Origin of the sequence: Isoptericola sp. NPDC056134 (assembly GCF_042264825.1) — a bacterium.
Taxonomy (GTDB): Bacteria; Actinomycetota; Actinomycetes; order Actinomycetales; family Cellulomonadaceae; genus Isoptericola; species Isoptericola nanjingensis.
The window spans coordinates 60,126-80,172 of record NZ_JBHJVM010000002.1; the positions used below are offsets into that span (position 1 = coordinate 60,126).

The 20,047-nt window shown below is 67.3% G+C and carries 19 protein-coding genes and 3 pseudogenes; 11 read left to right on the forward strand and 11 right to left on the reverse strand.

Annotated elements, in window-relative coordinates:
• Positions 1-53: 53 nt before the first annotated feature.
• Positions 54-722 (forward strand): annotated as a pseudogene (locus ACFCZN_RS02585) (ATPase, T2SS/T4P/T4SS family); the annotation flags it as partial.
• Positions 723-796: 74 nt separating this feature from the next.
• Here ACFCZN_RS02585 and ACFCZN_RS02590 read toward each other — a convergent pair.
• The gene (locus tag ACFCZN_RS02590) at positions 797-1,441 is read right to left on the reverse strand and encodes a hypothetical protein (RefSeq protein ID WP_430555718.1); all 645 of its coding nucleotides are present in this window, start codon (positions 1,439-1,441) and stop codon (positions 797-799) included.
• Between the two features lie 4 nt (positions 1,442-1,445).
• Positions 1,446-2,189 (reverse strand): hypothetical protein, encoded by a 744-nt coding sequence (locus tag ACFCZN_RS02595; protein ID WP_430555719.1) that lies wholly within the window; start codon positions 2,187-2,189, stop codon positions 1,446-1,448.
• Between the two features lie 182 nt (positions 2,190-2,371).
• Between ACFCZN_RS02595 and ACFCZN_RS02600 the strand changes: the two genes are divergently transcribed.
• Positions 2,372-3,352, forward strand: a complete 981-nt coding sequence (locus ACFCZN_RS02600; protein ID WP_430555720.1) for a hypothetical protein — start codon at positions 2,372-2,374, stop codon at positions 3,350-3,352.
• A 221-nt stretch (positions 3,353-3,573) separates the two neighbouring features.
• A complete protein-coding gene (locus ACFCZN_RS02605) occupies positions 3,574-3,753 on the forward strand; it encodes a hypothetical protein (protein WP_430555721.1) in 180 nt (59 codons plus the stop codon).
• Positions 3,754-3,933: 180 nt separating this feature from the next.
• On the opposite strand, the gene ACFCZN_RS02610 is transcribed toward ACFCZN_RS02605, so the two are convergent.
• Entirely contained in the window at positions 3,934-6,177 is a 2,244-nt protein-coding gene (locus tag ACFCZN_RS02610; protein ID WP_430555722.1) for a bifunctional DNA primase/polymerase, read from the reverse strand.
• 106 nt (positions 6,178-6,283) lie between these two features.
• Positions 6,284-6,559 (reverse strand): helix-turn-helix domain-containing protein, encoded by a 276-nt coding sequence (locus tag ACFCZN_RS02615; protein WP_430555723.1) that lies wholly within the window; start codon positions 6,557-6,559, stop codon positions 6,284-6,286.
• Positions 6,560-6,884: 325 nt separating this feature from the next.
• On the opposite strand from ACFCZN_RS02615, the gene ACFCZN_RS02620 reads away from it, so the two are divergent.
• The gene (locus tag ACFCZN_RS02620; protein ID WP_430555724.1) at positions 6,885-7,148 is read left to right on the forward strand and encodes a hypothetical protein; all 264 of its coding nucleotides are present in this window, start codon (positions 6,885-6,887) and stop codon (positions 7,146-7,148) included.
• 31 nt (positions 7,149-7,179) lie between these two features.
• Positions 7,180-7,974, forward strand: coding sequence for a hypothetical protein (locus tag ACFCZN_RS02625; protein ID WP_430555725.1), 795 nt, complete (start codon positions 7,180-7,182; stop codon positions 7,972-7,974).
• On the opposite strand, the gene ACFCZN_RS02630 is transcribed toward ACFCZN_RS02625, so the two are convergent.
• The gene (locus ACFCZN_RS02630; RefSeq protein ID WP_430555726.1) at positions 7,971-9,431 is read right to left on the reverse strand and encodes a recombinase family protein; all 1,461 of its coding nucleotides are present in this window, start codon (positions 9,429-9,431) and stop codon (positions 7,971-7,973) included. The genes ACFCZN_RS02625 and ACFCZN_RS02630 overlap by 4 nt on opposite strands.
• 19 nt (positions 9,432-9,450) lie before the next feature.
• Between ACFCZN_RS02630 and ACFCZN_RS02635 the strand changes: the two are divergent.
• The 3 genes and pseudogenes from ACFCZN_RS02635 to ACFCZN_RS02645 all read left to right on the forward strand — a co-directional run.
• A pseudogene (locus tag ACFCZN_RS02635) lies at positions 9,451-10,053 on the forward strand (ATPase, T2SS/T4P/T4SS family); the annotation flags it as partial.
• The gene (locus ACFCZN_RS02640; protein WP_430555727.1) at positions 10,053-10,682 is read left to right on the forward strand and encodes a type II secretion system F family protein; all 630 of its coding nucleotides are present in this window, start codon (positions 10,053-10,055) and stop codon (positions 10,680-10,682) included. The pseudogene ACFCZN_RS02635 and the gene ACFCZN_RS02640, both read left to right, overlap by 1 nt.
• 278 nt (positions 10,683-10,960) lie before the next feature.
• The gene (locus ACFCZN_RS02645; protein WP_430555728.1) at positions 10,961-12,487 is read left to right on the forward strand and encodes a recombinase family protein; all 1,527 of its coding nucleotides are present in this window, start codon (positions 10,961-10,963) and stop codon (positions 12,485-12,487) included.
• Positions 12,488-12,595: 108 nt separating this feature from the next.
• On the opposite strand, the gene ACFCZN_RS02650 is transcribed toward ACFCZN_RS02645, so the two are convergent.
• Both ACFCZN_RS02650 and ACFCZN_RS02655 read right to left on the reverse strand, forming a co-directional pair.
• A complete protein-coding gene (locus ACFCZN_RS02650) occupies positions 12,596-13,549 on the reverse strand; it encodes a hypothetical protein (protein ID WP_430555729.1) in 954 nt (317 codons plus the stop codon).
• 393 nt (positions 13,550-13,942) lie between these two features.
• Positions 13,943-14,386 carry a hypothetical protein gene (locus ACFCZN_RS02655; RefSeq protein WP_430555730.1) on the reverse strand — a complete coding sequence of 148 codons (444 nt, stop codon included), beginning with the start codon at positions 14,384-14,386 and terminating at the stop codon, positions 13,943-13,945.
• Positions 14,387-14,513: 127 nt separating this feature from the next.
• Between ACFCZN_RS02655 and ACFCZN_RS02660 the strand changes: the two genes are divergently transcribed.
• A complete protein-coding gene (locus ACFCZN_RS02660; protein WP_430555731.1) occupies positions 14,514-14,816 on the forward strand; it encodes a hypothetical protein in 303 nt (100 codons plus the stop codon).
• Positions 14,817-14,878: 62 nt separating this feature from the next.
• Positions 14,879-15,355, forward strand: a complete 477-nt coding sequence (locus ACFCZN_RS02665; protein ID WP_430555732.1) for a hypothetical protein — start codon at positions 14,879-14,881, stop codon at positions 15,353-15,355.
• On the opposite strand, the gene ACFCZN_RS02670 is transcribed toward ACFCZN_RS02665, so the two are convergent.
• Positions 15,333-15,566, reverse strand: coding sequence for a helix-turn-helix domain-containing protein (locus ACFCZN_RS02670; RefSeq protein ID WP_430555733.1), 234 nt, complete (start codon positions 15,564-15,566; stop codon positions 15,333-15,335). The two genes, ACFCZN_RS02665 and ACFCZN_RS02670, sit on opposite strands and share 23 nt — an antisense overlap.
• Positions 15,567-15,798: 232 nt before the next feature.
• Between ACFCZN_RS02670 and ACFCZN_RS02675 the strand changes: the two genes are divergently transcribed.
• Positions 15,799-17,592, forward strand: a complete 1,794-nt coding sequence (locus tag ACFCZN_RS02675) for a hypothetical protein (RefSeq protein WP_430555734.1) — start codon at positions 15,799-15,801, stop codon at positions 17,590-17,592.
• A 155-nt stretch (positions 17,593-17,747) separates the two neighbouring features.
• On the opposite strand, the gene ACFCZN_RS02680 is transcribed toward ACFCZN_RS02675, so the two are convergent.
• The 3 genes and pseudogenes from ACFCZN_RS02680 to ACFCZN_RS02690 form a co-directional block, all read right to left on the reverse strand.
• On the reverse strand, positions 17,748-17,906 hold the full coding sequence (locus tag ACFCZN_RS02680) for a hypothetical protein (RefSeq protein ID WP_430555735.1): 159 nt from the start codon (positions 17,904-17,906) through the stop codon (positions 17,748-17,750).
• A gap of 589 nt (positions 17,907-18,495) precedes the next feature.
• Entirely contained in the window at positions 18,496-19,137 is a 642-nt protein-coding gene (locus ACFCZN_RS02685; protein WP_430555889.1) for a hypothetical protein, read from the reverse strand.
• 205 nt (positions 19,138-19,342) lie between these two features.
• Positions 19,343-19,936 (reverse strand): annotated as a pseudogene (locus ACFCZN_RS02690) (transposase); the annotation flags it as partial.
• Positions 19,937-20,047 lie beyond the last annotated feature (111 nt).

The window sequence follows — 20,047 nt, forward strand, 5'->3', positions numbered from 1 at the left end:
TACTCTGGTGCCGCTTTCGCCGCCGATGAGGGCACCGACGAGAGGACAGATCAGTGTCGATCGACACGCTGGCGCCCGCCGACGCTGCCGCGCTCCTCGAGCACGAGGTGCGCGAGCTCGTGCGCCGTCGAGCCCTCGACCCCGTCCGCGACCGGGCCGGGCTGGAGCGCCTCGTCGCGGAGGCCTCCGCCGACTACACCGAGCGCGCCACGCGCGGCGTCGTCCCGGCGCTCGCGGACCCGCAGGGCGCCGCGCGCGCCGTCGTCGACGCGCTCGGCGGCCTCGGCCCGCTGCAGCGCTACCTCGACGACCCCGAGGTCGAAGAGATCTGGATCAACTCTCCCGCCAAGGTGTTCGTCGCCCGGCGTGGCGTCCCCGAGCTCACGACGACGATCCTCACCGCCGGCCAGGTGCGCGACCTCGTGGAACGGATGCTCAAGGCGTCCGGCCGCCGCCTCGACCTGAGCAGCCCGTTCGTCGACGCCTCGCTCCCGGGCGGCGAGCGCCTGCACGTGGTCATCCCCGACGTCACGCGCGAGCACATGGCCGTCAACATCCGTAAGCACCTGGTGCGCGCGGACCACCTCGACCACCTGGTGCGGCTGGGCTCCCTCACCACCCACGCGGCCGCCTTCCTCGACGCCTCGGTGCGCGCGGGGCTGAACGTGCTCGTCTCGGGCGCGACGCAGGCGGGCAAGACGACGATGCTCAACGCCCTCTCGAAACTAGCGTTTTGACATACGTGTGTGCCTTGTCACACGCAAGACGCGCATACCGGGGCGAATGGACGCCGAAGTCACGAGGGTGGCGTTGCGAGACGCTCGGACGCGGCCTGGGCCAGCGCGTTCGCGGCCTCGTCCAGACGCTCCGTGGCGAGAACGATCGCGTCGCGTCGCGCGGTGTCGCCCGCGGGGTCGCCCGAATACGAGGCTCGAACGCGGCTGACGTAGGAGTCGGCCTCGCCGATGCTGGCTAGGGCAGTTCTAATCTCAGCGCTGGTCGTCGTCATGATTGCGAGGCTTCTTCCCTGCGTCAGGGTCGTAGAGGTGAGCGTGATGGCCCGCTTCTTCTCGTCCGTCCAGAGATGGTGCGTCTCGCTGCACTGGATGTCGGCGAGATTGGCCAGGTAGAACGAGCGCTCCAGCGCCGCGGTGACGACATTCGCCAGCAATTCCCGGAGGTGTCGTCGTTCTTCGTTCTGGGCGCGGGCATACTCAGCGTCGAGCACTGTCTGCGCGCTGCGCTCCGCAGCTTCGCGGGCGGCCGTCGCGCTAGTCTCGGCGGCGGCTTGGGCAGCCTTCGCGCTCTTGTTTGCGGCCCTCAGCACGCCGATCAGCGTGATGATCGCGACTAGCGCACCACCGAGCGCCGTAATGATCGGCGGCCCCCACGTCGACCATGTGTCGGAGGGCGTGATCAGGTTGACGTCGATCGGTGGCATGACGTCAGGCCTCGGCCTTGGGCGTGGTGCTGGACGCTGCGAGGCTCTCAGGATCGGGCACGCCCGCGTTGTCGGAGCCGAGTTCCAGCCGGATCAGCGCCACCATCTTGCCGAACTCGTTCTGTGACTTCTCGATGTGCTCCCGGCCAACCTCGTCAGCGTCATACGGCGTCTCAGTTGAGTGAACCATGCCCGCCTGTTCTGCGGCGAGCAGTGCATCTCCGGCGGCGTCGGAACTGGCGACAGCAAGTTCGCCGATGCGTCGGTCGCCCACGGCCCATATCTCCGCAGCCCAACGGAAGGTCTCACTGGAGGCGGCGTTCCACTCGCGGGCCTTTTCGCGCACCCCGTCTGGATTGGTCGCCACGTACCTGCTGCTCGTCGGCACCTTCGGCCGACCGAACCACACGGCATTCTGTCCAGCCTGCATGGCCGCATGAGCGGATGCGATGATTCCGAAGTACGCCTTGGCCCGCGCTCCTCGAAGCCATCGGTAGTCGTCGTGCTGACGCGCGTTTCTGGCGCGCTCCGTCTCTGCGTCGATGAGGGACTGCGCGTTCTTCTGGGCGCTCTCCTTCACTCCTCGCAGCGCGAAGTACGCGACGAGGAGTGACGCGAGCACCGAGCCGATCATCGTCAGCAGGCCCGGGACGATCGACGAGCCCCAGTCGTGCCACCAGCCCTGCTCACTCTGCTGCTGGAAGAGGACCTGGAGGCTCGGGATCGGACTGGGGGACGGCGTCGGCATGCCGAGAAGGTAGCCCGGGCGCAGCACTATTTGTGCCACAGGTGAGGGTGAAACCTCCGGGCTACCCTCCAGCTTCAGGACCGGCGCTGCGAGCATCTGGACATGAGAGTGACGCGCTGGGGCGGCATCTGGCAACGGTGTGACGTAACTCGACGAGAGTCGGGACGAGGCGGTGGTGCCTTGTGACGCTTCACCTGACCTACGTCGGGCCGCGGTTCATCGTCACTGTTGGTGACCGACGCCTGACCGTGTCGAATGACGGCACGATTACCGAGTTCGACGCGTATGCGAACAAGTCAGTCGTGGTGCTGGGCATCGGCTGTGCCGTCGTCGTCTCATACACGGGTCTGGCTCACATCGATGGGGCGTCGACGGCAAACTGGATTGCCGAGCAGGTCATGGCTCGGAAGCTGCCCGAGTCGAGGCTCCTGGGCGAGGGCAACCCGATTGAGTTCGCTCCGCAGGAGGTACCGCACCTGGGCGAGATCATCGCTCGGCTTTGCCGTGCCCTGGAGCGGGACCTTCCGCGCCAGCAGGTTCGTGATAGGCACGTTGAGGTGTCGATCGCTGGCTACGTCTCGAAGCGTCATTGGCGCGTCGCCCCGTCTGACCCGCGGAACAGCCGACCGATCTTCCTCTCCCTCAAACACAGGGGCGAGCGGCGTCGGAAGACCAAAGTGCAGACGTTCCCCAAGATGTGGGGGGAACCTTCAAGGTTCAAGATCTACCGGATCGGGACCAGAGTTCCGGACGGCATCCAAGACGAACTGGCGGAGGCACTGTGTGCGTCGGGCGGACAGACTCTCGATGCTGTCGAGACCCTGCTCGTCGAGGCCGTCAGGAAGACCTCGCGTGTCTGTTCAACAGTGGGCACCGACTGCATGACCATCCATCTCGTCCCGGTCGACCGGCGCATGCACATCATGTTCGATCGGGATCCGAGCAGGACCGTGGCCGCGTTCACGCCGGTAATCGCCGGTGCTGATCTCCTGGCGCCGCCAGCCATCATGCGAGGTTCAACGTTCCCTCAGCTTGCCAGCGGGGCATGGTCGATAGGCCTCGGAGTCCATCCTCCGCTGCCGACGCCCCTTAGGCACTTGAATGGGCCGCCGATCCCAGTCTTCGAGATGGGGGCCCATCCACAAAAACCGTTCATGTCGTAGATGTGGGGCCTACCCGAGCGTGCGGTGGATCGAGCCAAGGGGTCTATGGGGACCCGAGGGGTTCATGGGGGATGCCTCGGGGGCGAGGGATACCGGCTATGCATGGGGGCGGGGCGTATCCACGGGGTCTCGGCCGTGCAGCGGTGCTTCACGATGCCCCGTCTAGCGTGAAGCTGCACTACACTGTGTAGGACAATCCGCAGCACGAGGAGGAGCCCGCCATGACCGCCTCAGCCGCCACGACGCCCGCGCCCCGTCGGCGCTCGCAGCAGCCTGCGTCGCTCACCGCGAGCGGCGGTCGCGCCCCCAGCGACCGTGAGCAGGAGGCGCGGCGCTGGGAGGAGCTGCGCCGTCGTCGGCTGCGGGTTCAGGCGATCCTGGCGAGCGGCGGGTCGCGCTGAATCCAGCGCAACGCCTCCAACGCAATCCCGATCCAACGCAACGTCCGACGCGCACGCTAGTGGTCGCAGAATCGGATATATGCGTATAAAAGGAAGAGATATCTCCCTTCTTAAGGTGCTGCGAGCGCGAGCGTCCAACGCAACATTGCGCCATTGCGTTGAACCTCGCGCCGCGTGCGGTCACGCCAGGCGGTAGTACCGCGCCACCTTGCCGTTCGCCGCCGTGCGCTCACCCAGGTCCACGACCCGGCCGGCCTCCACGAGCCGGTCCAGCGCCTCCTTGAACCCGGGGGCATGAGCCCCGCCGACGTTCCGCATGATCGCGCTCGCGGCCATCTCGCCGCCGTGCTTCGTCAGCACCTCGACCACCCGCTTCATCGCCCGCGCCTTCCTCGTCTCGTCCTCGGACTCGCGCGCCACCGCCGCGCTGCGCCCCGCCCTCCGGGCCCGTGCGTCGTCCGCCCGATCGTGGTCCGCAGCGATGGCGCGCTGCACCGCTGCCCGCGTCGCGTCGGACACCGCCATCACCACGCCGGCGAGCCGCCAGTCGTCGGCCGACACCTCCGCCCGGTCATCGAGCAGCGCCAGCAGGGCCGCCACCTTCAGCCGGTTCAGCACCGCATGCCCGTCGAGCTTCCCCCTCGGCGCGGGGGTTCCGATCGGTCGGTTCTCGCCCCGGTGCGCGGCCCGGATCGCCGCGACCGCCTCGTCGGGGATGGTGACGTGGTGCTCGGGCGGGAACACGAACACACCGTGCTCGTCCATCTCGGGACGCCCATCCGGCGGCGACCATCGCCAGCCGCCCACGCGACCGCCCGGCTCACGCTCCGTGTCCGGGTCGTACGTCGGCAGCCACAGCCAGCGCTGGGGGAAGCCCGTCGATTCGCCGCCCAGGATCACGTCCGCGTTGAGCGGCTGCACCCCGGCGACCAACGCGAGGCGGTAGCGGTGGGGCGGCACGTTGCGCGTCCGCGTGCGGTCCGCGTTCTGCGTCGCGAGCCTGCTGCCCGACCACGCCGAGGTGAGGAAGCCCGTCAGGGTCGACCCGGACCGCTCGATCATCGCGGCCAGAGTGCTCACCTCGTCCACGGCGAACAGCACCGAAGTCTGCGTGATCCGGAAGGCCGGGTCAGGGTTGGCGTCGTCCTTCTTGGGCATGTACCCGTACGCAGCGAGCAGACCCTCGCCCGAGCCCGGCGACGTCTCCAGGTAGCAGTCCGGCTCGGCCAACTCCAGGAACTCGTCCGACGCCGCGACCACCGCCGACTTCCCGCCCCCGGACTCCGCGCACAGCGCGACGAACACGTTCAGCGACGCGATCGACCCCCGCGTCGGCGGCAGCACCCACGCGGGAGGCACCGACGCCGCAGCCCGCGCGAGCACCGCGCCGAACAGCGCCCACGGCCCGACCATGCGCGCGGCGGAGAAGTCGTAGATGGCGCGCAGCAGCGGGCGCTGCGACCAGAACTCGTCGACGTAGGTGCGCCCGTCATCGTGGTGCGCTGACGCGGCACCGCTGTTCGACACCCCGGGCGAGTACGTCCGGCAGACCCGCGCCCACATCGCTTCCGGCGTGTCCTTGTCGTAGAGCGGGGGCACGCAACGCTCGAATGCGTCCTTCAGCAGCGGGAGCGCCTCGTCATCCGGCACGCTGCGGGCTCGCAGCGAGCAGGCGAACTTGAAGACCACGGGATTCCGCCCGGTCCCGTCCGGGATGACCTCGGGCAGGACGAACGGCTCGACGAAGTCCGACAGGTCGAGCGACAGCACGTCGCCGTCGAGCGTCCCGACGGGACCCGCCGTGCCGACCGTGCGGCTCCGAAGTCGGTCGAGCACGTCCGAGGGGAGCGGAGCGATCGGACGATCGTGGATTACCTCGTAGGAGCGCCCCGTGACGCCGTGCACGGAGCCCGGTGCGACGACGTACCCGCCGTCACCGCGCACCTCCAGGCCGGGGATCGAGTCCTTCCCGGAGTTGCGGACTGACCGTCGCGCGGGCGCCAGGAAGTACAGGTGCCGCCCGCCCTCGTTCCTACCGGTCCGGACCGTGAACGTCTCCGGCTCGTACCCAAGCCATCGGCGGACCGCGCCGGGCTCGTCCTCGTCGAGCACGACCAGACCGGACTTGCCACAGTCGATCGCGGCGTTCGTGCCATCCGGCCACTGCCCGTCCCACTCGGCGCGCGGCCGGGACTCGTCGCGCCACTTCACGAGGGGCGTCTTGTCTCGTTCCTTGTTCGGGCTGCGTCGGACGGGGAAGACCGCGAGCCGGGCAAGGTCGAGGTGCTCGCCTGCGAGTAGCCCATCCGAGCGAGGTTCGTGCGCTGGGCTGGCCGTGGGCTCGGTGGGAGGGCCGGGATGCGTATGCGTGCGCGCGTGTGCCTCCGAGGCCGGGAGGGCGCCGCCCACGGCATCCCGCGTCACGAGCTGGCCTTCGTCCGGGTCGACCGTGCGATGAGCAGCAGGGCCGCCACGCGGCGGCACTGCTCGTCGGTCAGGCGGATGGGTTCGGGCTGGTGCGTCGCGGCGCTCATCGCGTGGCCTCGCCCAGGTCGACGATGCGGGCGTTCTCGCCGTACCGGCCGTACGGCGTGGACTGCATCCCGGGGGTGGTCTGGCGGGCGTCAAGGACCTCGTTCAGATCGACGTGGATGCCGCGACGGGCGGGGACCTTGAAGCCCCGGAAGTAGCCCTTGCCGAGCCAGTTCCGGACGGTCGCGGTGCTGACGCCGAGGTGTTCGGCTGCGTCCCGGATAGAGGCGAGACGGGGGGCGGTACTGCTGGTGGTGGTGGACGGATCGGCCATGGTGCTGCTCCCGGAGGGGCGTGCAGCGCAGGGCGCTAGGCGTTGTCCTGGGCTGCGGTGCGTGGTGCACCTCGCCACGGGCCGGTCATGGGACCAAGCCGTGCTGTCGCCACGTCGGGGGCGGTCCGATCCGTCATGCTCGCTGCTCTGCCCGGTGCTCGGTGCAGCGAGGTCCACGTTCCCGAGCGGCGCTGACGGCTGGCCCTCGGGGGAGGGGCGCGGCGTACCGCGCCGACTCGATTCTAGCAATTCGAGAGGGTGAATTCTTGCGTTTCGCCCTTGCCTGGGACACTCATCGCCTCGCGACGATGGCACCCTGACCTGCATGGGAAGCATCGAGGAGGAGCGGGCTGCTACGGAGGCGTACACCGCCGCGTACGAGGCCTACACGGAGGCGCTTCAGGAGCAGGTTCGCGTGCTGAACGAACGGCTCACGGTGGGCCTGGGCCCCTTCGCCAGCGGTCAGGACCGCCTCCACGAACTTCAGGACGCGCTCAACGCCGCGCACGACGACTACGAGCGCGTCCTCTCGACGCACCCGGGCGAGCCCGCACCCTCGCCGGAAGAGTGGGCCGCCGACCTGCCGTGAACGCCGACCTCCACTGCCGGACCGACAGACCATGAACTTCTGGATCACCATCGTCACGGTCCTGCCGGTCCTAGCTCTTCCGATCACGCTGAACCTCCGGTCGGAGTTGATCCGCGTCATCGACTCGGGTCCGGGGGCGTTGACCATCGCCATCACTCGCGCGATCTCCCTGGTCATGAGCGCTGTCACCATGATCTTCGCGGTGTACGCGATTGCGACGGCGGTCGAAGGCGGACCTGCTCCGAGCGGATCGGCGGCAGCCTTTGGCGAGAATGCTGACGTCCGGCTGGCAGCCTGCGGAGTCGTCAGCATCACGGCCGCCGCCGTGCTCCTCGACCCGGCCGTCACTCTGATCGGGATCGCGATCCCGAGCACCGGCATGCCCAAGCCGATCAGGCGGAGATTCCGGGGCGTGAAGGCAGCCGTCCGCGCGCTGCACAAGAGCCAGCGGAGGGATCTGCGTACTTCGCGCCGCTGGTTGGACGACCAGCGACGGAGCCTGGAACGGCAGGTCACCCGGTACCTCCACGACGTCGAAGCGTTCGAACGTGCCGGTGTGTTCAGCACTGATCGGCCGACGCGTCCAGGTGAGGTCGAGAGCCTGCTGTGGGTCTATCGATGCCGAGGCCTCCTCATGGCTGGCTACCGAGACCTCGACTTCATCGCGATGGAGTCGGGCGCACGGCTTGAAGAACGCGCCGCGGATGTACGTGGCCTCCAGAAGGAGTTAGCGGAGATGGTCGCGCAGAGCCAGAGGAAGCGGCGGCTGAGGTTGACGAATCTCCTCCCTGGAGCGCCGGTCGTCGAACCGTCCACAGCGGACTAGCGGGGGTCTGCTGAGACCGGCGTGAGCAGGATCCGCTCCGACGTCCACGCCGCGCCCCGGTAGGGCGCAGTCCCGACCTCGACGCGCAGCACCGCGCGCAGCACGGCGCGCTGGACGTCGAGCGGGGCGTCCAGGAACTCCTGGCCGGGATCGGCGGCTGCCGTGATCGGGGACGAGACAGATCGTTGCGCGGCGTCGGCCAGGTGGGCGTCCACTTCAGCCAGGTCCGCCATCGTCTTGTCGACCTTCCGCTTCCGCGTGCGGGCGTCGATCAGGTCCTCGTCGTAGTCCCGCTCGGTCTGCTCCAGCCGGGCCACGAGGACCGCCCGCTGCTCGCGGGCGGCCGCGACCTCGGCGTCGTTCACGTCGGGGGTCATCGCCGCGATGATCCGCGGGTCGCGCAGCAGCTCCGCCACGACGTCGCGGATGTACGCGTCCGTCTTGGGCTGGTCGATGGTCAGGTGGGCACGCGTCTCGCAGCGGTAGTGGTACCGGCGCTTCTGGTTCGAGCGCGACGGCGTCGCGCCGGTCGCTGACACCCGCATCGCGCTGCCGTCGTCGCACCGCCCGCAGACGTAGAGGCCCGAACCGAGCCAGCGCCGATCGCCGTTCGAGTGGTTCGTCCGTCGCGTCGAGTCGAGGAGCACGCCGAGGACGGCACGCCAGGTGTCCTCCTCGATGATGGCGGGCCACTTCGCCGGGCCGATCTCCTTATAGTCGTCGTGCCAGGGCCTGCCCACGGCGACGATGCCCGCGTTCCGAGCGCGCGCGAGCACCTGTCGCATCGAGCCCACCGTCCACTCGTTGCCGTACGCGGTCGCGATGCCTGCCACGTTCCACTCCCGCACGAGGGCGCGCACCGATCGGCCGGTGAGGACGGCCTGTGTCGCCTCGCGGACGAGCCGGGCCTCGCTCTCGCGCACCGTCATGCCGTCGCTCTCGTACCCGAAGGGTCGCGGCCCGCCACGGAACTCTCCGCTGAGTGCGGCTGCCTCCTTGGAGCGGCGCACGCGCTCGGCGGTGCGCTCGGCCTCCATCTGGTCCCAGTTCGCGATGTTGATCGCCTGCCCGCGCCCGTCGGCCGTGGACAGGTCCGGGTCGCCGGAGACGCACGTCTTGATGAGGACGCCGGTGGCGCGGTGCAGGTCGATGAGGTCCAGGAACTCGCGGACCCGGCGGGTGAGCCGCGACAGGCTGTAGGCGAGGATCACGTCCGCCCGGCCCGCGCGCACGTCGCGCACCATCTGGTCGTACTGCGGGCGGGGCTTCTTCGAGGCGGTCGAGGCGCTGGTGTCGTTCTCGACGAGCACGTCGACGACCTCGTAGCCCAGCCGCTCAGCGAGCCTCCGGCAGTCCTGCTCCTGGCGCTCCACGCCCTCCTCGCGACCGTCGCGGTCGGACGAGATGCGGGTGTAGATCAGGGCGCGGAGAGTGCGGTCGGAGGCTTGCATTTTCATATGTCAATTCTACGTACCCGCCCTCGCCGGCTCGATCCCCGCGGGGCAGCGCGTGATCTCCTGCGAGGAGGTCTTCGAGGTGCGCTTCGCCGCCCGCGACCACGTGGCCATGCAGTGCAGGCAGCCCAGCCTGGAGGGCACGGGCGAGATCCCGCTGCGCCGGCTGGTCAAGGAGGCGCTGCGGATGCGGCCGGACCGCATCGTCATCGGCGAGGTGCGCGAGGCCGAGAGCTTCGACATGCTCGTGGCCCTCAACGCCGGCATCCCCGGGATGTGCACCGTGCACGCGAACTCGGCGCGCGAGGCGGTCACGAAGATGTGCACGCTGCCGCTGCTCGCGGGCGAGAACGTCTCCGACCGCTTCGTCGTCCCGACGGTGGCGTCGGCGATCGACCTGGTGGTGCACCTGGACGTCGCCGCGGACGGCGCGCGACAGGTCCGTGAGGTCGTCGCCGTCACGGGTCGCGTCGAGGGGGACCGGGTCGAGACCGCCGGACTCTTCCACCGCCTACCCGCCGAGCAGGGCGGCGAGCTGGTGCGCGGCGACGGCTTCCCGCCCGGCGAGGAGCGCTTCGCGCGTGCCGGCCTCGACGTCCGGGCCCTGCTGGTCGGGGGCCGCTGATGGGCGTCGTCGTGGGGCTGCTGCTCGGCGCCGGGTTGGCGTGCGTGTGGTTGTCGTGCTGGGAGGCGCCCGCACGCCCGCGGCGGCGTGCCGGGCGGTCCGCGGCCGTCCAGGACCTGCTCGTCCAGGCGGGGGCTCCGTCGGTGACCCCGGCCGCGCTGTGGTGGCTCAGCGCGGCGGCGGGCGTCGTCGTGCTGCTCGCCGGGCTGGCGCTGACCCGCTCGCCCGCCATCGCGGCCTGCTTCGCGCTGATGGCGGCGGCAGCGCCCGAGCTGCTGGTGCGGGTGCGGGCCAGGAAGCGGCGACGGGACCTGCGCGAGGTCTGGCCCGAGGTGGTCGACCACCTCGCGTCCGGCGTGCGGGCCGGGCTCTCGCTGCCGGAGGCGGTGGCACAGCTGAGCGAGCGCGGGCCGGTGGAGCTCCGCGAGCCGTTCGCGCGGTTCGCGGCGGACTACCGCGCGACCGGGCGCTTCGGGGAGTGCCTCGACCTGCTCAAGGCCCGTCTCGCCGACCCGGTGGCGGACCGGATCGTGGAGGCGCTCCGGCTGACGCGCGAGGTGGGTGGCACGGACCTGGGCCGCCTGCTGCGCACCCTGTCGTCGTTCCTGCGCGAGGACGCGCGCATCTGACCACCGAGAGATGAACCCGCAGGTCAAAGTTGGTTCCTAGTAGGAGGACCCGCCTTGACGCGAGTACATCAGCCGACCCGGCACAGGCAGGAGCAGGCTTCGAGCTTGTCTCACATGCCTTGCATGGATCACGTACTTCTGACCCCTGAGCAGGCGGAGGATGCCCGCGCTGCTGGCCGGCGCCTGGCCGCTGAGCATCCCGTCTCTGCGGCGGAGGCCGTCCGGGTTCGCGACGCCATGTTGCGTCCGCGCGTTGAGGACGAAGTCGAGATGGCTTCGTGACCGCCCGGCTGCGAGTTGTCGGTCGCTCGGAGCCGGGGCCCTTACGGGCGGTGATCTACGCGCGAACCTCGAAGGATCGTCAGAGGCGCGGCAAGTCGACGTCGAGCCAGGTCGAGTTCTGTCGTCGAGAGGCGGACGCACGTGGGTGGGACGTGGTCGAAGTTGTCGTCGACGACGACCGAAGTGCGAGCGAGTACGCGCGTCGTGGTCGCGACGGGTGGACTGCGGTCGTCGAGATGATCGACTCAGGCCTCGCTGACGTTCTGCTGATGTGGGAAGGGAGCCGCGCGACCCGTGCGCTCGACGTCTACGTCGAACTAGAGAAGACCCTGAGGCGCCGCGGCGTTCACTTGTCCTACGACGGTGAGTTGTACGACCTGTCGAAGGCGTCGGACCGGCGCCGGGCACGCCAGGACGCGGTGGAGGCTGGCTACGAGGCTGACCGCACGCGGGAGCGAATTCTTCGTCAGAAGCGCTCCGACGCCGAGGACGGCTGGATGGGGTCGATGACCCCCTTCGGGTACCGCCGTGTCTACGACAGCGGCTCCGGCGCGCTCATCGGGCAGGAGCCTGACCCGCAGTCCTCGTCGCTCGTGTTGTGGATGGTCGACTGCCTTCTCGTACAGGGGATGAGCCCGCATGCCGTGGCAACGGAGCTGAATCGCCGCGACGAACTGACCCCGCACGAGTGGCGTCAGGTGCAGCGTGGCAAGGAACGCCCGAAGACCCTTGGCTGGACGAGCAAGACCGTTCAGCAGATCGTTCGTGGTCCGGCGATCGCTGGTCTTCGCCAGCACCGGCCCGTCGACGGCGAACCCGAAGCCCTTTACCAGGCGGCATGGCCCGCGATCATCACCGCTGAAGAGCGTGAAGCAATTCTCGCCGCCACCTACCGGCATGATCGGCGTACCCACAACGGCAACACGCCGAGGCACCTCCTCACCTGGCTCGCACGGTGCGGGGAGTGCGGCGGCCCCATGCGGCACGCTTCGAAGGCTCATGGGTCGATTCGCTACCACGCCTACTCGTGCGGCGACCGTCGCTGCGGGCGGGTCTACATCTCCCAGCCACCGGTCGACGAGTATGTCGCGCGCGTCGCGATCGAGTACCTGTCTGCACCAGCGAACCGCGCAATGATCGCTGGGCGCCAGATGCCGAGCCGCTTGCGTCAAGACCTCGCCTTGGCCGCTCGGAGGGAAGCCGACCTGAGGGAGAAAAAGGCTGAACTTCGTAGGTCGTTCGTCACGGGAGCGTTGTCGGCGGAAACTCTTGGTGAGGTATCGCGACATATCGATCAAGAACTTGCCGAGATATCCATGTCTCGGCAGCCGTTGCCTGCCACCGATACTGCCACCCTCGTTCTCGCAAATGCGGATGATGTCGAAGCGGCCTGGGACGACCTGCTGATCCCGGACAGGCGTGCGGTCATGCGCGAGCTGTTCGAAATTCTCCTGCACAAAAAGTCAACCCGAGGCGGACATCGGTTCGACAGTGCGCGAGTCCAAGTCAGAAGGCGTGGATGATGCTTGCTGATGAGTATCGCCGGTGCAGGTCAGACCAGCGTGCCCGGAGACCCTACTGGGAGATGGGGCCCTATCTACGAATTGAGCGCCTTGTGGAAGATGAGGCTGTCAGAAGCTGCCCTCGTCGTCGGGGTGCGCAGCTTCATACGTTCCACGAAGCTCGTGGATCGTCTTCGTTCCCCCGTCGCGCGCGGCGCGCCACCAAAGCCATGCGTTCTGCGTCTTGCCCGGGGGTGGGTTCGTAGCAACCGCCCAGGCGCGGTGCGGACTGGAACAGCTCTGCCCATTGACGATCAGATTGCCGTTCGAGACCACCTTCGCCTGAGTGCCCCCGGGACCTTGTAGCGTCTCCCCGTCATGGAGGTAGCCACGCGCCACCATCCCGGAGATGGTTCCCCAGTGCGTCCGCCGCACGTGGAGGCCCGGGGCCCCGGGCGAGGGTCTGGAGGTCGGCAGATTTGTGCGATGGTCTGGCTCGTTCTCCCGTCGAGCAGGCAGGCGATCCGGCTCCGCGGTCAAGGCCGCTGAAACAGGGTCCGGTATCTCCGCCCGGACCTGGGCACGACCCCTGGTTAGGTCGTACCCGAGAAGCCGCAGGATGGCGGTCACGTTCGGCAGGACGCTCCGGCGTAGACGTGACTTCTCCCGATCCGTCGGTGTGTCATCGGCCGGTGTGTTGTTGTTCAGCGCGACAGCGAACCGGAAATCCGACAAGTGTTGATAGAGTGCGCCTTCCAGGTAGCCGGCCGAGGCCGACGTGAACGTGTCGTTCCAGCCAGGGAGAATGACCAGCACGCGATTCCACCACGACTTGTCCCTCAGATGACTTGCGATGCGCTGGGCGACGGTGCCCGTGCCGACCTTGCCCACGTAAAAAGTCCACGCCCCGTTCTCTCCTGGGGCGGGCCCGAGCAAGATGTAGGTTCCCAGAGTTCCCTCTGTGTTCGCGGCGAACGCACGCTCAAGGAGGACGAACCGGTATGCCGATTCAGGCACACGAAGCTCGATCGCCATCTTTGCGTCGTCCGGGACGATTACCTGGACGTCAATGTCGTCGCTCAACAGTGTCTCCTGCACGCCTCTGGGCCGCGGCCGCGAATGAGTCCCGCTCGTGGCCCAGGGTATCCGCAGCTGATGTGTGGAGCGGAAGATCGTCGAGGATGCGCTGTTCGGGGCATGTACCCGCATGAGGGCGTTCCTGCCTCCGCGCACACAATGAGCCTTTCCAATGGAGCCTCCCCGGCATATGGTCTGACCTGGACCGATGGGTGCGGGAACCTGGTGGAACTGGGTCGTTCCCTCCAGAGAGCGACCGGCCCACCTCGGACGGCACACTCATCCGCACCGACCATGTCTCGGCGGGGGGGCAGAGGTGGGATAGCCGTCCAACGTCACCCACCGCTGACTTGCCCAACCGGCGCCGAGCAGACGGACGGTCTCTCACGGTAGGCGTCGCTATGACGTCGCAACGAAGGTCGAGGTGAACTCAGAGCCGGCGCCTGTTTCCTCCTCGAATCGCCAGCCGTCCCACTCCTCGCCATCCGTCAGTTGGTCGTAACTACCGGGGTAGCCGGTGTGCTCGGCGAGGCAGTCCGCGCTGTCAACGGCGGCGAGGCTCACCGCGAACGCTGAGGGCCCCTCGGTCTCATCCGGGACTTCGCCGTTGCTGAGCGCTGCGATCTCCTCGTCGCTGCCCGACATGGCCTTCGCGTTCTCTCCCGCCACGACCACCGAGACCTGGTTTCCGTCAATCTCGAGGAGGTCAATCTTCGCCTCGGTCTTGTGACAGGCGTCGTACGCCGTCTGCGCCGCATCCTCGCCCGCCGACGATCCGCACGCGGCTACGGTGAACGTGCAGGTGAGGAGGGCCGCGGTGGCGGCTAGGGATCGCGTCTTCATGTGGATCGAGCGTAGTTCGCCGGGGCTCCGAAATTCGCCGCGCGCCGGGTGAATTGCCCCTGGCTGGGCGCCCAATTCACCCGCCGACGCCAGGGCTCGGACGAGCGCCCGGTCCTAACCTCATCGCATGGAGTTGCGGGGGAAGGTGCCGCTCGGCGGGCCGAACGAGAATCTGCCCATCCCGGTCCAGCGACCCGAGGCGTCGGCGGGCTACGTCGCCTGGGGGCTAAGTCTGACCCTTGGCGGCGGTGCGGTGATGGCAGTGGCCTTCGGGACTGCCTTCGCCGCAGCTGGCGCGATCTCGGTCTTGGTCGGCACCGTTGGTCTGGTCATGGGCGCCTACAACTTCGCCAGGAACATCGACACGATGACGGCGATCTCCTACAACGAGGCGCACACCATCCGGAAGGCATCCGCCCCTCCGCAGTAGCTGCCCGAGGTCGAACTAGATGTAGCACGAACGCTGCGAGCCGCCACAGGTAGCCTCCTGGAGTGCAGGCCGTCCGAACCACTCCGCCCGCGATGGCGGCCGAGCTCGGCCTGACACAAGCGGGTGTCCGGGCATGGTTGAAGCGGCACGGGCATATCCCGGACCCCGACGGGTACTGGCGGATCGACCCGGCCACCGAGGCTGAGATGCGCGCGTACTTCGCGGGGCGCGCCTCCCCACCACCCGTGCTGCCGTGCACGGTCGTCGGCTGCGACCGGACGAGGATGAGCCAGCGTGCCATCGTGTGCCAGCTGCACCACGAACGCATGCGGAAACACGGCTCCTACGAGCGCCGCGAGCCGGGTGAGAACCAACGGGCCAAGACGCATTGCCCGAGCGGCCACCCGTACACGTCCGAGAACACCGTGATCTACGCCGAGGGCCGGCGACGCTGCCTCACCTGCGTCCGCAAGCGTGCACGCGAGAACGCCAGGCGCCGTCGCGCCGCAGCCGCCGCTACTCCTCGTCCGACGGCGTGACCGTCCCGGTCGCGACCGCCTCCCTCACGGCCGCGTACCCAGCCTCGATGTACTCCTCGAGGCGGGTTCGCTCGATGCGCCACACCCGCTTCGGCCCAACCTGGATCGCGGGGAGCTCACCGGTCTTGAGCAGCGTGTACACCTGGGAGCGGCTGATCGCGAGCTCGTCGGCGACGCCATCGACGGAGAGGAAGCGGGGCGATGTGGTCACAGGTCGATTCTGGCAGGGAGGGTTCCTTGGGCCCACGCGGCCCCGCAACTTGCCGCGATGTCGGCGACGTCGTCCGCGGCGTGTTGGTCGTGCCTCTTAGGCTTCGAACCGTGACAACGGCCGCCGCGCGTACGGTGCTCTGCGCTTCGACTCGATCGAGTGATGCGCCAACGCTCGATTCTCCGGGGGCAGGCGACCCGAGCGTGCCGTCACGCTTGATGGGGGTGGCTTGATGAGCGTGGAGGCCTTGGCGGTCGCGGAGATCATGAGGATTGTGAGCCGCTGCACGCGGCTAGAGCCAGTGCTCGCGACCCAGGACCGTGTCCCCTTGACGGACGGTCACATCGATGTTTGGTCGACGGGAAGCAACGCGAACCGGGACTGGGACGGCAGGGTGAACGTTCAGGTCAAGGGACGAACCAAGAAGAAGAATTCTGCCCCGAACTTCAGGTTAAAGCGCGACGTGCTCGAAGCCCACCTGAAGAATCAAGGCGTGCTCTTGCTGTGCGTCGACGTTGACCAGAAGAAGGGAAAGGCCGTTCCCTCCTATGCGATGCTGACGCCCTTCAAGATCCAGCGGATTTTGGATGCACTCCCGGAGGGGCAGCAGACCGCGTCTGTCCCGCTGCTGAAGTTTCCTCGATCGCCAGGAGAAGTTGAGCGCATCATGAGGGTTGCGCTGGCGGGTTCGCGCCAGAATCCGTTCTTCCACACTGATCCTCGGTTCTTTGAGTCGGTGCGGCACTTCACTATTTCCACGGTGGACAACCTTGACTTTCAGTCCCCGATGAGGCTCAGCCTGGACGAGACAGCGTTCGTAGTCGAGGTAACCACTGAGAACGGGTCGCGGATGGCGATCGATGGCGACTTCGAAATCCTGCCTTCTGATTATATGCCCCAAGAGCGTGACCTGCACGTCTCAGCGGGCGACGTTGTCTACGAGAGATTCACGGTCCAGAGAATTGCCGGTGACCAGACATGTGTGACGCTCGAAGACGGGCTGTCGATAGTGTTTCGTTTAGGCGAGGGGCGCCGGGCGATCAACGTCAACATTGACTATCCTAGCAATTTCGTTGCTCGTCAGCGTGCCCTGGGGTTTATGATCGGTCTTGCTGACACAGGTCAGATCGCCATCGGTGACCGGACTCTGACGATGGAAGAACCGCTTGCTGCCGAGACTCCAGGGCTCGGTGAAATGCGCGATCATCTGCAATTTCTGGAGAGCCTTCGAGACCTCTTCGACACGCTAGGAGTCGACGGCGCCCTTGTTGATCTCGATGACCTGACCGATGAGCACTTCGGGAACCTCAGAGTCTTATATGACGTCTTCGTTAAGGGCGCGGCACCAGGTAACACCACCGAACGGCCGGGGCGCACCTTTGTGAGCTTCGGGGAATGGGCGGTGATGCTCGTAGTAGTACAGGGAGATGGGGCGGATACGTGGCGCTACATTGATCCGTTCCACCCGGACTCGCCGCAGATGTTCAGGTGGGCCGCGCAGAATGAGCAGGATAAGACTATTCCGGTCACTGCGTACGACGTTGTGGAGGTCGAGCACCTGCCGAGGGTGGTCAACCTCAGACTCGATCTTATTGACGCAGCCTACGAGCGGATCGCGCAAGCTGAGACCACTGCTGCGGTCGCCAACCAATGCATGAGGGATCTGCTTGACTGCGTCGACGCCGGCGGGCCGCGACGAGAGGAGTTCCTTCGCGGCGCCGAGCGGTTGAACGAATGGATCATTCGACATGACGGTGAGACGGCGGTGCATCTACTCAACCGCTGGCAGATTGCGTGGCGAAATGAAGCGCTCACGAATGCGGACAGGATGAAGATTCGCGGGCTGAAGCGAGAGTCGGTTCGGTCGGAAGGCGAGATGGCGGTGCAACAGGAGCTGGCATGCGCTCTCCTGCTCGAGGAGAGGCATGAAGTTGAGTACCTGACTGGACGGCTAACAAAGGGGCAGCGGACAGCGATGGAGGGCTGGCCGATCTGGGAGCTCTATCGGAAACTTGCGCTTGACTAACCCGTCAGAGGTCCTGTCCGCGGGCGTGTCGCACGATGTGAACCGGACGATTTGCTCTGGCACGACAGGGGCTAACGCGCCGCAGTCTTGGTGTAAGGCCGGCATTTCTGTCCCACGCCACGGGCGGCGAGGTGCCACGTGGAAGCGGAAGTGGATCATCGACGGCGGGACCGCACCATTCGATCCCAGCGGGCCTCGCGCTCCTTGCGGATTTCCTCGGCCAGTCGCGTGAACACAACCTTCGGATCCTCGCGCGGACGGTCCAGGTACGACTGGCGCGGCGTGCTCAGGATGATCTTGCCTAAAGCGGTCACGGGCTGACCTCCTCGCTGCGGGGACGGCTCGCACGCAGCATAGGGCTATCCGAGTTCGTGCCGCGCGAGGTGCACTTGCGTTTCTCCACTGAAGGCGTCTGAAGGCCTCCAGATCGACGTCGATGTCCGTACGGACCTCGTCGGAGGCTGCCGCCCCGCCGCACAGGTGTACAGCCCGTTCGAGATGGGTCGGCGGCGTTCACAACTTCCGACGTCGAGCTGCCGCCGTCGTACCGAGCCGTGCCCGAGGTGACCGTGGTTGCACGTGGGCGTCACACACGCGCCATACCGCGAGCTGCAGGCAGCCGACGTCGGGTGGCCACCAAGTGCCAGAAATCTGACTCCACTAAGGCTGGACACACCATCATCCCACCCTTGGGGTCGCGGCGAACTTATGCTGCTCGGACCTGACCTGTGGTGCCTGCGCGTGCTGCTGGAAGGATGTTCACCGTGCCCAGACCTCATCCCAAGGAGCTCCGCGACGATGTCGTGGCGGTCACCCGTCAGGGCGAGGCGCCGATCGCGCAGGTCGCGAAGGACTTCGCCATCAGGGAGTCGTGCCTGCGTTACTGGATGCACGCCAGCGCGTTCACTGGTCGCCGGGCGGCGGTGCTACCAAAGGCTTCCTGCTGGCAGCACCGGCGATCCACTCGGACCACGTCGTGGGCACCTCGAATGCATGCCAAACAGGGGACAGCGGGTCGCCGATGTAAGGCGGGACCATTCGCCCGCCTCCCCGGCCTGGGAATAGTAGAGAATGGTGAGTGATTATGCCGGCCCGTCGCACACGAAGAAGTTGTGTCACGACGAGTCGAACATGTTCGACCGCGCTCTCGATATTCTGTCCGTCGCGGAGTGAGAACCGCTCGACCTCCATCCCGCCGTCGATCGTTCCACGGAAGTACATTCCCGCGTGTATCAGCCGGTCACGATGCTCGAGCATTCCTCGCGCCGCACCGCACCAGGCTGTCAGTTTGGGCCTCGAGACGTCTGACCAAGGTGGGACACCAAGGTCTCCCACTCGCCCTTGAAGCAGGCCACTGACCCGCTTTGCGGGTTTTAATTCAGGCCGTTCGATTCGAAAGATGAGCGCGATCTCGTAGATGCAATGCTCAACGTCGGCTGCTGCGATAACCAGATCTCCAAGCGCCAGTCGCAGGTCGACTGGCACATCTCGCTCGATCCAGTTCGGGTCGTTCACCGCGACATCCCCCTGCTGGTCGGCGTCCAACGGCGAGGATATCCGAATCGCCTGGCCTCGACCTTTCATCCCGCGGCTGACCGCCTCCGAGACGGTGTCGTTGCCGTTGTTCGGGCGTGATTCTGGCACGTGGGCATGACATTTTGGCCCGATGTCGTGCGGGCGGTCGGGGTTGCAGGTTCCGGGTCGCGCTCGTAGTCGGCGGGTCGGTCGTGGTCGCGGTCAGGTCAGGATGTCGTAGCCGCGCGAGGGCGTCGGTGACGACGTCGGCCCAGGCTGCGTGACGCGCGAGGTGGCAGTGTCTTGGCTCGTGCGCGCCGGGCGAGGGGCGCCGAGATTGTGAACAGCCGTAGTGGCAGGCGCTTGGTTTCCCATCGGCGAGCGGGGTGGTTCGCCAGGGCGAGGGTCTACATCCACGCGATCAGGTCGCTGGCGAGGGCGACGATGACGTACCAGATCCGGTTCGCGTCGAAGCCGTGCAGGGGCAGGTTCACCAACCCGGTGTCTTTGGCGATGCGGATGCGGTCTACGCAGCGGGCGCGGCGGCGGTGGCGCAGCTCGAGGTCGGCGGCCTGGGTGTGGGGCCGCCGGGCGGGGTGTTGGTCGCGAAGGCGGTCAGGCGGTAGCCGTCGACGTCGTCGAACCTCGGCTGCGCGACGGGTTGGGGTCGTTCGCGGCGAACGATCACCCGCATCCCATGGAGCCAGCCGGTCAAGCCGGTGAGTTCGGCGGCCCGTGTTCCGTCGCGGACGTCGCCGCCGGCGTCGTAGGCCGGTGCCCACACCTGCTCGGGGATCTGGTGATACACACTCAGAGTGTTCAGGGGCAGGGGACTGCTGCAAGTCGTCCCGCTCCGGATCAGACCTGAGCCTCAACTAAACCCTGGGCAAGACAGCGGGTGAAGTTCGACGCCATGGTGGAGAGCACTGCCTTCGCGGGT